Raw genomic sequence first — 11,354 nt, 5'->3', positions numbered from 1 at the left:
CTTTCGCTTACTCAAAATTATATTGGAGGAGGGGCAGCCATGAGAATTGACAAAATGCTGGCCAATCTGGGCTACGGCAGCCGTAAGGATGTTAAAAAGCTTTTAAAGGATGGAGCTGTAACCGTAAATGATGTAAAAGTAAAGGATCCCAAGCACCAGGTCAATCCTGAACAGGATGCTGTCATCATTAATGGGGAAAAGGTTGAATATAAGGAATTCATTTATTTGATGATGAACAAACCGCCAGGCGTCATTTCCGCAACGGAAGACTCTCAATTTGAAACCGTGGTGGACCTGCTCGAAATGGAAGACCTTGTTTTTTCTCCTTTTCCAGTAGGGCGCCTGGATAAGGATACAGAAGGGCTTTTGCTGCTGACCAATGACGGCCAGCTGGCACATCGGCTGCTTTCTCCAAAGAAGCATGTTCCTAAAACCTATTTTGCAGTCATAGACAGTGAAGTCACAGCAGATGATATTGTCGCATTTAAAAAAGGGGTTATATTGGATGACGGCTATGAAACTAAGCCTGGTGAGCTTGAGATTCTTAAATCCGGCATAACATCCGATATTGAGTTAACTATCACAGAGGGAAAGTTTCATCAGGTGAAAAGAATGTTTGAGGCAGTGGGCAAAAGAGTCATCTATTTAAAAAGACTCTCAATGGGCCCGCTCGAGCTGGATGAAACATTGGAATTGGGTGAATATCGGGAATTGACTGATGAAGAGCTTGATAAGCTGATGAATTATGAAATGAGATGAGACGGAAAAATCGCCCTGACAGCAGGGCGATTTTTTATTTTTATTAGGTTGATTATGCTTTGAGTGTTAAGATGACATCTTTACTTTCTTTTGAGTAATGGTCCATTTGCCTCTGCTCGGACTCTTAACCAAGTCATTGTAGGCGAGGACATTTAAATCTCTTTGTATGGTGCGAGGAGTAATACCAAATTCCTCTACAAGCTCCTGAGTTGTTACAGTTCCGCGCTTACTAATAAACATGTAGACGGATTTTACACGGTTTAACATCCGGTTAGTTGAAGGTTTCAAAAAACCACTCCCTATCCTTTTTTCAAACCCCATGGCAATTTCCTGCAACCGACAGCTACATTGAAGGATTTTCCTTCAATCGTATGTAGTTTTCTTTTCCCCAGACAACCCCTTTGTATTCTGGTTATTTTAATCAAGATGTCATACCTCTGACTATATTGTAACGCTATTATCTGATTATTTCTACTTTAAGAATACAATTTTACAAAAAATTTATAATGCTGCTTCTGTTTTAGTCTTTACATTCCCCTCCTTTTTAATGTATGTTCAATTCCCTAATTATTTGCGATTAAACCTCGATGGGAAAAGGGACTATTACTATAACTTATGGCAGAAGGGGCTTGTAATATGTACTGAAAATTCAAATAATCATTCAGGAAAGTTTCTATATCCTAAAATTTGTTTTTTGATTATAATCAATTGGTATATTTAAAAGAGATTGAAAGGAAGAAAGTGTTATGGAAGCTCACTCGCTGAGAGATCGCCTGGTATACCCGAAGGAAAACATTTATTTTGCGTTTGTTGCTTTATTTAGTATTTTGTCTTATATTTTTCTCGCATTCTCTATTATTGGGATTGTGATTATTTTGGGCTTAATCCTTGTATCTCTTCTGTTCCATGGGATTATGATGGGCGGGATCAGAAGAAACGGAGTAAGAATAAGTGAGAAACAATTTCCGGAGATTTATGAAAAAGCAGTACTAACTGCCAATGAAATGGGTCTGCGAGATCTGCCGGATATATATGTGATTGAGTCTGAAGGAGTCTTAAATGCCTTTGCAACCAGGTTTTTCAGAAGAAATATGGTTGTGTTATATTCTGGTATTTTTGAGTTGACTGCTCGGGGAGCTGAAAAGGAAGTGCTGTTCGTTCTGGCCCATGAGTTTGCTCATTTAAAAAGAAAGCATGTTATCATAAGCCTTCTTCTGCTTCCTGCTATGTGGGTTCCATTCCTCGGGAATGCGTACTTAAGAGCATGCGAGTATACTTGTGACCGTTATGCTGCCTTTTATATAAAGTCGTTTGAAGCATCAAGAGATGCCCTGACTATGCTTGCCATTGGAAAAGAACTTTATCCTAAGGTCAATAAGCAGGCATACATGGAGCAGCTCCAAACGGAAACCGGATTTTTTGTCTGGCTGAATGAAAAACTTTCCACCCATCCTCACCTGCCAAAAAGAATTTATGCTTTATCAAAAGTTTTTGCTGAAGAATCTGCAGTTGAGTTAAAAGAACCAAAGGGCAGGATATGGCTGGGGTTAGCAGCATCAGTCCTAACGCTGACTATTCTTTCCGGCGGACTTTGGGTTGGCTTTAAATCACTTGAAAAGATGGATTTGTGGACTGAAACGGTTATGGGCATTGAAGGGGCTACCGCTCTAATGAATGCGGCGAGTGAAAATGATACTGAAATGATCCGCACTTTACTGGCTGATGGAGCTGATATGGAGGAAATGGATGCAGATGGCACTACTGCCTTACACTGGGCTGTTTCTTATGGCCAGTATGACAGCGCTGCCCTTCTGCTGGAAAATGGCGCACAGCCTAATACGGCAGATAATTATCAAACCACCCCTTTAATGAGTGCAGTTTTTAATGAGGATAGTGAAATGGCTATGCTTCTTCTGGAATATGGTGCAGATCCCGCTGTGAAAGATGCGGATGGCTATACAGCCTATGATTACGCTGCAGACTTTGAAAATACAGAATTAATGGATATCCTCCAGCCCTAATGAAACTGCCCCTTTGTAGGGGCAGTTTTATTAAGGTCTTAAAGAAAATATGAAAAAGAGCAAACCTTTTCCAATTATATCCGTATGTATAGTCAGGAGGAGAGTAAATGAACTTATTAAACGCCGATATTGCATCAGCAGGCTATGAAAATGGAAAACCGATCATACATAATATTAATTTTGCTTTAAAAGCAGGGGAATTGATAGGGCTAATAGGTCCTAACGGAGCAGGAAAAAGCACAACGATTAAAACACTCCTTGGATTATTGGAACATAAAAAGGGGACAGTGGAATTTAAGCAGGGAGTTAAGTATTCCTATATACCTGAACGCCCCATTTTTTATGATGAGCTGACATTGTGGGAACACTTGGATTTTACAGCTGCCGTAGAGGGACTGCCGGAAATCCGGTATAAGAAGAGAGCGGCAGAGCTTTTGAAGGAGTACAATCTGTCTAAACACGCTCATAGATTTCCCGGCACATATTCAAAGGGTATGCAGCAAAAGGCCATGCTGATTCTCGCGATGCTTGCCAAGCCGGATGTCTATATTATTGATGAACCGTTTATTGGGCTGGATCCTAATGCTATGAAACTGTTTCTGGAATCAATTGAAAGAGAGAGGCAAAGGGGTGCAGGCATTCTAATGTCCACGCATGTTCTGGATACTGCTGAGAAAGTATGCGGCCGCTTTCTAATAGTGCATGATGGCCAGTTGAAAGCATCCGGCTCATTAGACGATATCAGGCAGCAATGCGGTCTTTTGACTGGTTCGCTTTATGATTGCTTTCATCAGATTGCAGAGGGAAATGACAATGAGAAGTAGTTCGCTCTTTCTTGGAAGGTTAATCAATAGCTGGAAGTATCAGTTTGGTATTTTCCGTTCCATTGCAGATTGGACCATCATGGTTTATCTCGTTGTTCCCGGTGCTGTCATTTTTGGAATGATATATCGCTCCTGGTGGTTAGAAGCGCCGGAATGGATTGCCGACTTGCCAATATTTATCCTTTTCTTCCTGCTTTATATTTTTTCATGGCTGGGAAACTTTCGCCCTTTTATACAAGAGGCTGATAAAGTATTTCTGGTGAAGAACAAGAGCCTCTATTTGGGAATGAGAAAATGGGGATTTGGCTATTCACTACTCTTTCAGGCAATCAGTACAGGCGCGATGATAGCTCTTCTTCTTCCCTTTCTAAAGAACAGTTATTTTTTGCAATGGAGTCAAATCATTGCCCTGCTGATTTTTTTCATTCCTATGAAATGGGTTATTATGACAATTTCCTATTATCTGAAAAGGATTGAAGGGAAGTTTAAAAGATATGTAATTTGCTTTCTGCTGTTTGTATTATTAAGCTGGTTCAGCCAGCTCGTCTATTCACTGTGGAATTTCGGTGCAGTCTTACCGGTTTATATGATTTCGGCAGTGCTGCTTTCCGGTACCCTAATGAGAGTCTCCCGGATGCTGAAAAAGATATCGGCGTTAGACTTTGAAATTATGCTGGAGCAGGAGGAAAAAACAAAGTATATCAAATGGATATTTATGATGGCTCCAGAAATAGAAAAGCCTGCTATTTCAATGAGGACAAAACCTCTATTATTCAGAAACTCCAGACGGATCTTTAAAAAGAGAACACCCATTACGGGACTGATAGAATTATTTATTAAGATTTTCATACGGAATCCCTCATATATTTTCAGTTATTTTCAAATCATTTCTGTAAGCGCAGCGGGGATTATTTCCATTCCGCCACTATGGATAAAAGTTATTGTGTCGGGCGTCTTCCTTTTCTTAATGTATACATGGCTTTCCATCACCTGGGATAAAGCCATTATGTCCCATCCTTTTACGAAAAAATATAGTGAAAAAGATTTCTATTTCACCGCAAGAAATAGAACGGTCATAGCCTTTTTCTTCCTCGCCATTTTGATCTTAAGCCTGATTGTAAGCGTCTTGACAATCATCTTGGCAAGGTTCAGCATTCCTGGTGCATAATAAAAGTATGTTCCTATTATCAGTCCCAAAAGCAAATTGCAGGCAATTGGGTTATAATGGGGAAATCATAACAGTTCAAATCAGGATAAGGAGGCAGCTTTATGAACATATTGGATTGGCAAAAAGAGGTTAATAACAGAAAAGACGCTTTAATTGAAGATACTCAAAAACTTTTGAGAATTAAAAGTCTGCTGGATGAAGAGAATGCAGCAGATGATGCGCCCCTTGGTGAAGGTGTAAAGGAAGCGCTCGATTTCATGCTTGAACTTGGAGAAAAGGATGGATTCACTGCTAAAAATGTCGGCAGCCTGGCTGGTCACCTGGAATTTGGCGAGGGTGAAGAAATTGTTGGTGTACTTTGTCATGTCGATGTAGTTCCTGAAGGAGATGGATGGACTAGCGATCCATTTGGTGCAGAAATCCGCGATGGAAAGATTTTTGCCAGAGGGGCGATCGACGACAAAGGCCCGACGATGGCTGCTTATTATGCTATGAAAATTGTAAAGGAATTAGAGCTGCCTTTAAGCAAACGGGTTCGAATGATTATTGGAACAGATGAAGAAAGTGACTGGCGCTGTGTAGAGCATTATTTTAAACACGAAGAAATGCCAGCAATGGGATTTGCACCTGATGCAGATTTCCCAATCATCTATGCAGAAAAGGGCATCTCAGATTTTGATCTTGTCCAAATTGGCCATACCGAAGAAACAGACAGGGAAGTATTGGCAGAGGTCGTGCATTTTCAGTCAGGAAGAAGATATAACATGGTTCCTGATTTTGCAAGAGCCAGTCTTGCAGTCCATCTTGAACACACTGAAGTGGTGCAAAGGTATATTGATTTCCTGAAAAAGACTGAGCTTGAAGGAAAGTATTACATAGATAACGGCGAACTGATTCTGGAGCTTCAGGGGGTTTCGGCTCATGGGATGGAGCCTGATAATGGAAAAAATGCAGGTATTCTGATGGCATCATTCCTGGCGTCCCTTCAGCTGGATGGGAAGGCATGCCAATATTTTCAGTTTGTATCCCGATACTTATGTGATGATTCCAGAGGAAGAAAGCTTGGCATCGCCTGTACGGATGAGATTACCGGAGATTTAACCGTTAATGTAGGAAAACTTTCATATACAAAAGAAAATGGCGGCCGTTTAGGCTTTAATGTACGTTATCCTGTCACTAACAATATGGATGATACGAAAAATAAGCTTCAGTCATTGATTGAAGACGAACATTTCAGATTAGAGAATTTCACTGATTCCAAGCCGCATCATGTGAAAGAAGATGATTTTCTTATACAGACCCTGAAAAAAGTGTATGAACAGCAGACTGGCGAAAAGGCAGAGCTCTTATCAATTGGCGGGGGCACATATGCACGTTCCTTGAAGTCTGGAGTGGCATTTGGCCCGCTTTTCCCAGGCAGGGAAGACGTGGCACATCAAAAAGATGAATATGTGTTTATTGAGGATTTAATAAAAGCTGCAGCTATTTATGCACAGGCGATTTATGAACTTGCGAAATAGCTCTGAAACCTGATATGATGGCTGAAAGATTTTACATAAACAGCTAATAGATTAGACAAAAAAACATATACAGGGAGTGGCTGGGAAATGGAATATGTTATTTTGAACGGAGACTTGATTGAACGATCAGAAGCGAAAGTGGATATCGAGGACCGGGGCTATCAATTTGGTGATGGCGTCTATGAAGTGATCCGCGTCTATAACGGAAAAATGTTTACGGCAGATGAGCACCTTGAAAGGCTGCTTGAGAGCGGAAGGAAAATAGAGCTCGATATCCCTTATTCTATAGGGCAGCTTAAACAGATGCTTGCAGAGATGATCGAAAGGAATAATCTCGAACTGGGAATAGTATATATGCAATTTTCCAGGGGGACTTCTCCAAGAAATCATGCTTATCCTGGAGCAGACGTTGCACCGGTGCTTACCGCCTATACCCGTGAAAACAAAAGACCTGTTGAGAGTATGAGAAATGGCGTTAAGGCAAGTTTGATTGAAGATATTCGCTGGCTGCGCTGTGATATAAAGAGCTTGAATTTGCTTGGCAATATCATGGCGAAGCAAAAAGCAGCTCAATCAGGCTGCTTTGAAGCTATTCAGCACCGAGGGGATACCGTGACTGAAGGGAGTTCCTCCAATATTGCAATCGTAAAAGATGGGACATTATATACTCATCCTGCAACAAATCTGATTCTAAATGGCATTACCCGGCGTAAGATTAATGAGATCTGCAGGGAAAATGGAATAGCGCTTGAAGAATCTGCTTTTACAAAAGCAGATCTGCTGGGCGCAGATGAAGTCGTTATGTCCAGTACATCAGCTGAAATTACTCCGATTACAGAGATTGAAGGAAAGCCTGTTGGTAATGGCAGACCTGGTCCATTAACAAATAAATTACAGAACCTTTTTGAAGAGGCAATTGAAAGTCAGTGCGGCAGTCTGACGGTTAAAATTAGATAATCTAAAACGAAAGACCCCAGGAACAATGGAACAATCCCTGGGGTCTTTTAACTTACTTACTCAAACTGAAATAGATCGCTTGAAAGATATCTTTCTCCAGTATCACATACAATAAATACGACAACATCATCCGGTTTAAGCCTTTTTGCTACCTGGATGGCGGCATAGCAGGCTGCTCCTGAGGATGGACCGACTAATATCCCTTCTTCTCTTGCCATTCTTCGTGTCGTATCATATGCTTCTTCATCTTTGATTTGGTGAATTTCATCATAAACATCCGTATTGAGAATCTCCGGAACAAATCCGGGACTTGTGCCGACAAGTTTGTGCCTGCCAGGCTTTCCGCCCGATAGGACGGGCGAGCCTTTTGGCTCCACAACATGCACTTCTAATCCAGGATAATGCTCTTTCAAAACTTCACCTGTGCCAGTAATCGTGCCGCCCGTCCCTGCCGTGGCAACAAAGGCTGAAAGTGGTTTGCCGATTTCCTTCATGCCCTCAATAATTTCGACTGCTGTTGAATGGCGATGTGCATCCGGGTTAGCGTTATTTTCAAATTGCATCGGCACAAAGCTGTTTGGAATCTCCTCAGCCAGTTCATTTGCTTTATTAATAGCCCCGGGCATTTTGTCATCTCCAGGAGTCAGGACAACTTCTGCTCCATATGCTTTCAAAAGGTTGATCCTCTCTGCCGTCATGGTATCAGGCATAACCAGAATAGCCTTATAGCCGCGTGCTGCTGCATTCATTGCAAGCCCGATACCGGTATTTCCGCTGGTTGGTTCAATAATGGTTGCCCCGGGTTTTAATTTGCCTGCTTTCTCAGCTTCGACAATCATATTATATGCCGCGCGGTCTTTTACACTGCGGCTTGGATTGTAGAATTCAAGTTTTGCATAAATGCTTGCGCCATTTTCGGGTGCAAGCTTATTTAATTTAACAAGTGGAGTATCTCCAATCAGGTCCGCGAGATTGTTGACAACTTTCATCTGACTCTCCCTTTCGAATAAGACTGTAATAACAAGGAAGTTTAATACTTTGTTATTTTATGTCCATCTGTTTAATTTCATCCTAACAAAGGAAATCTATAACTATTCATATTATATCCATCATACTAAACCAGACTATTCCAATCAAATCAAAAGGAATTGGAAAGAATACAAAAATAAAAGGACAAAACAGAAAGTATCTGCCAATCTTAACTGATGTTTGTTAAAATAAGTGAAAATATGGAGGAATTTCAAGTGTCTAATCAAATGAATGCTCATTTTTTCTTTGCGATGAAAATACCGGAGGAAACAAAGAAAAAACTGAAAGAATACATGGGGGATTTAAGACCAAAATTGACTTTTAGCCGCTGGGTCCATCATGAGGATTATCATATTACACTAGCATTTCTTGGGTCTGCACCCGAAGAAAAACTGCAGAAAGCAGCCAAGCTTGTCACTGACTCAATCAGAAACGAAGAAAGATTTCCACTTAATATCTGCAAACTTGGCGTATTTGGAAAACAAGAGGCTCCAAGAATTTTCTGGTGTGGAACACAGGAAGACAAGCATCTTCAAGAATTAAGATCAAAAGTATATTCAGCATGCCAGGAAGCGGGTTTTGAATTGGAGACAAGACCATTTAAACCTCATATCACTATGGCAAGAAAATGGGCTGGTATTCATCCATTTCAGGAAAGCATGCTGGACGCTAACAGTCCATTTAAAGACGGGCCCCTTGAATTTAAGGCTTCAGAAGTCGTCCTATACCAAACCCGCCTGGACAAAACTCCGAAATATGAAAGCATTGCCATCTTTCCGCTTTTGGAGGAATAAAATAAATACATACTATTAATGAATAACAGCTTAGGTGACATTGCTGCTTTTGAAAGAATATAAAATAGTTATCACTGAGTTGATTGGAGCGGAAGGTGCGAGACTCCAACGGGAGTAGCGCACCAGGGGAGACCCCGCAGCCCGTGGAAAGCGAGCACCTGTAGCGGAAATCAGCGGGCAAAATAAAAAGAACAAATGAATAATTAGAGATAGAAAGTTATATACGAAAGCAGGGCTAGGAGAATGGGACAGTTAATTAAATTGCAGGATTATGTTTCACGTTACCAACAAGACATTTTTGTATATCCTTCCCGTTTTGTCAGGCTAAAAAAACAGCAGTGGGATAAATGGCATAATGCATGGGAAACAAATGAATCCTTCAACCCCCACTCCGGGCAGCATTATACTGCCGGCACGGCAGACTGGCCTGAGGAAGAAAAAGAGCCGCTGATGGTAAAGCTAAAGGGGTTATTAAAGCGGGGGAGAAATGAAGAATTAGAGGGAAACGAGGCTGCCGGGAATGAGTTGAAAAAAGAGGGAGATGAGCTTGAATTTGAAGCCTCCTTTGCTGTGCGTCCAGAAACAATTGAGAATTTAAAACACCAGTTTCTGGATCAGCTTTATAGATTCCAGATGAAATGGGCAACCTCCACACTAACGGAAAAATCATTTCCAGATAAGCATTACTATTATGAAGAGAAGCTAAAGTATTTTTTGCAACGATATCCGGATACGTATCTTGTCATGTACAATCCGATCTTTTTACTGAAAAAGGCTCCGGTGGAAACAGAAAACATTGTTATAAGTCCGACTGAGGTATGGTGCATCAGCTTTTTGGAGGAAGAAGATTCAGCGGTATTCTCAGGTTCGAAGGATAGATTCTGGACAAAAAAGGGAAGAGGGGAAGAAAGAAAGGTCCTGAATCCGCTTCTTGCACTAAATAGAACTGAAAAGATTGTCCGAAAAATATTTGAAATTCATTCTATCGAATTGCCGATTAAAAAAGCTGTACTTACCCGAAATGGCTATATTGATTATCCTGCAGCTCCAATTGATGTTCAGCTAATCGAGAAAAGGACCTATGATCAATGGTTTCATACAATGAGAAGCCAGCGTTCGCCTCTTAAGCATGTTCAATTAAAAGGGGCACAGGCACTGCTTCAATATTGCAAGACTGCATCAGTCAAAAGGCTGGAGTGGGAGAATCGGGATGAATCATGAAAATTTACCCGAGGATAAAGCTCATAGCAGGGAAGAGCTTAAGTTCATTATTAACCCGCAGGCGAAAAATGGCTATTGTCTGAAAGTCTGGAAAAAAGTTGAGCTGATCCTGAAAGAGGAAAATATCTCTTACTCTGCTGTTAGGACAGAATATCAAAGCCATGCCAGGGAATTGGCGAAGATTTATGCAGAACAGGCAGGCGGGCAAAGATTATATCTTGTTGCTGTGGGCGGAGACGGGACGGTTCATGAGGTTATGAATGGCGCTGCGGGGCATCAGAATGTGACTGTTGGATTTATTCCTGGAGGATCTGGGAATGATTTCTCGCGGGGCTTTGGAGTCCCTAAAGCCCCTGCAGAATCTTTAAAAGCAATCCTTAAGGGGATCAGTAGTCATTCATCTGTGAAAGCTGATATCGGGATGATTAGGCACATAGATGGGAAAAAAACATATTTTATTAATAATATGGGTGCAGGATTTGATGCGCTGATTTCCCGGAAAGTTAACAGTTCAAAGATAAAAGGTATCTTGAATCAGTTATCTCTGGGCAAATTTGTATACGCTATCTTTCTTGTAAAAGAGCTGTTTACCTATAAATGCTCTGATCTTGAAATCGCTATTGGTGAAAAAAAACTCCAATTTAATTCTGCCTGGTTTATTACTATTTCCAATCAGCCATTCTATGGAGGCGGTATGAAGATTTCTCCGGATGCAAATCCTTTTGATGGAATCCTAAATGTTACGGTCGTCCACAATATATCAAGATTAAAACTTTTGTTTGTATTTGCCTCTGTCTTCAAGGGGCGTCACATAGGATTTAAAGAAGTCACATTTCTTCAGGGACAAAATGTCAGCATTAGATCTTCACACCCAATTCCTTTTCACGCAGATGGCGAGGCCTTAGGAAGCACCCCAATTTCAGCATCTGTTTGTCCCGAAGCCCTTCCTGTAATTATAGGAACTGTAAAAGATGGGTGATGATTTTAGGAGAGAGCTGCTCTTAAATTACCGTCCGACCAAGTAAAGGAGATGAGTTCGGAATGATAACGATTGAACGGAC

11 protein-coding genes are annotated in these 11,354 nt (G+C 41.1%); 9 read left to right on the top strand and 2 right to left on the bottom strand.

What is annotated here, in order from left to right:
• Positions 1-39: 39 nt before the first annotated feature.
• Complete coding sequence (locus ACEQ1T_RS00140; RefSeq protein WP_370221373.1) at positions 40-759, top strand: pseudouridine synthase; 720 nt, start codon at positions 40-42, stop codon at positions 757-759.
• A gap of 66 nt (positions 760-825) precedes the next feature.
• On the opposite strand, the gene ACEQ1T_RS00135 is transcribed toward ACEQ1T_RS00140, so the two are convergent.
• Positions 826-1,047, bottom strand: a complete 222-nt coding sequence (locus ACEQ1T_RS00135) for a DeoR family transcriptional regulator (protein ID WP_026041817.1) — start codon at positions 1,045-1,047, stop codon at positions 826-828.
• Between the two features lie 458 nt (positions 1,048-1,505).
• Here ACEQ1T_RS00135 and ACEQ1T_RS00130 point away from each other — a divergent pair, with 458 nt between their 5' ends.
• The 5 genes from ACEQ1T_RS00130 to dat all read left to right on the top strand — a co-directional run bounded on the left by ACEQ1T_RS00130 (position 1,506) and on the right by dat (position 7,249).
• Positions 1,506-2,780: a M48 family metallopeptidase gene (locus tag ACEQ1T_RS00130; protein ID WP_370221372.1), complete on the top strand. Its 1,275-nt coding sequence runs from the start codon at positions 1,506-1,508 to the stop codon at positions 2,778-2,780.
• Positions 2,781-2,887: 107 nt separating this feature from the next.
• A complete protein-coding gene (locus tag ACEQ1T_RS00125) occupies positions 2,888-3,604 on the top strand; it encodes an ABC transporter ATP-binding protein (protein WP_206839197.1) in 717 nt (238 codons plus the stop codon).
• Positions 3,594-4,772, top strand: coding sequence for an ABC transporter permease (locus ACEQ1T_RS00120; RefSeq protein WP_206839196.1), 1,179 nt, complete (start codon positions 3,594-3,596; stop codon positions 4,770-4,772). Before ACEQ1T_RS00125 ends, ACEQ1T_RS00120 begins: the two co-directional genes overlap by 11 nt.
• Positions 4,773-4,873: 101 nt before the next feature.
• Positions 4,874-6,292 (top strand): dipeptidase PepV, encoded by a 1,419-nt coding sequence (pepV, locus tag ACEQ1T_RS00115; RefSeq protein ID WP_370221371.1) that lies wholly within the window; start codon positions 4,874-4,876, stop codon positions 6,290-6,292.
• Between the two features lie 87 nt (positions 6,293-6,379).
• Entirely contained in the window at positions 6,380-7,249 is an 870-nt protein-coding gene (dat, locus tag ACEQ1T_RS00110) for a D-amino-acid transaminase (RefSeq protein WP_370221370.1), read from the top strand.
• Between the two features lie 56 nt (positions 7,250-7,305).
• On the opposite strand, the gene cysK is transcribed toward dat, so the two are convergent.
• Entirely contained in the window at positions 7,306-8,238 is a 933-nt protein-coding gene (gene cysK / locus ACEQ1T_RS00105; RefSeq protein ID WP_206839192.1) for a cysteine synthase A, read from the bottom strand.
• A 255-nt stretch (positions 8,239-8,493) separates the two neighbouring features.
• On the opposite strand from cysK, the gene thpR reads away from it, so the two are divergent.
• The 3 genes from thpR to ACEQ1T_RS00090 all read left to right on the top strand — a co-directional run bounded on the left by thpR (position 8,494) and on the right by ACEQ1T_RS00090 (position 11,272).
• On the top strand, positions 8,494-9,072 hold the full coding sequence (thpR, locus tag ACEQ1T_RS00100; protein ID WP_206839191.1) for an RNA 2',3'-cyclic phosphodiesterase: 579 nt from the start codon (positions 8,494-8,496) through the stop codon (positions 9,070-9,072).
• A gap of 243 nt (positions 9,073-9,315) precedes the next feature.
• Positions 9,316-10,293 (top strand): nuclease-related domain-containing protein, encoded by a 978-nt coding sequence (locus tag ACEQ1T_RS00095; protein WP_206839190.1) that lies wholly within the window; start codon positions 9,316-9,318, stop codon positions 10,291-10,293.
• Positions 10,283-11,272: a diacylglycerol kinase family protein gene (locus ACEQ1T_RS00090; RefSeq protein WP_370221369.1), complete on the top strand. Its 990-nt coding sequence runs from the start codon at positions 10,283-10,285 to the stop codon at positions 11,270-11,272. Before ACEQ1T_RS00095 ends, ACEQ1T_RS00090 begins: the two co-directional genes overlap by 11 nt.
• Positions 11,273-11,354 lie beyond the last annotated feature (82 nt).

Origin of the sequence: Cytobacillus sp., assembly GCF_964223445.1 — a bacterium.
Classification (GTDB): Bacteria; Bacillota; Bacilli; order Bacillales; family Cytobacillaceae; genus Cytobacillus.
This window is presented reverse-complemented; position numbering and strand designations above follow the sequence as displayed.

Bases quoted from the DNA above. Each gene is read 5' to 3' on its own strand.
- ACEQ1T_RS00140 (WP_370221373.1), top strand. From the start codon at position 40: ATGAGAATTGACAAAATGCTGGCCAATCTGGGCTACGGCAGCCGTAAG.
- ACEQ1T_RS00130 (WP_370221372.1), top strand. From the start codon at position 1,506: ATGGAAGCTCACTCGCTGAGAGATCGCCTGGTATACCCGAAGGAAAAC.
- ACEQ1T_RS00125 (WP_206839197.1), top strand. From the start codon at position 2,888: ATGAACTTATTAAACGCCGATATTGCATCAGCAGGCTATGAAAATGGA.
- ACEQ1T_RS00120 (WP_206839196.1), top strand. From the start codon at position 3,594: ATGAGAAGTAGTTCGCTCTTTCTTGGAAGGTTAATCAATAGCTGGAAG.
- pepV (WP_370221371.1), top strand. From the start codon at position 4,874: ATGAACATATTGGATTGGCAAAAAGAGGTTAATAACAGAAAAGACGCT.
- dat (WP_370221370.1), top strand. From the start codon at position 6,380: ATGGAATATGTTATTTTGAACGGAGACTTGATTGAACGATCAGAAGCG.
- cysK (WP_206839192.1), bottom strand. From the start codon at position 8,238: ATGAAAGTTGTCAACAATCTCGCGGACCTGATTGGAGATACTCCACTT.
- ACEQ1T_RS00095 (WP_206839190.1), top strand. From the start codon at position 9,316: ATGGGACAGTTAATTAAATTGCAGGATTATGTTTCACGTTACCAACAA.
- ACEQ1T_RS00090 (WP_370221369.1), top strand. From the start codon at position 10,283: ATGAATCATGAAAATTTACCCGAGGATAAAGCTCATAGCAGGGAAGAG.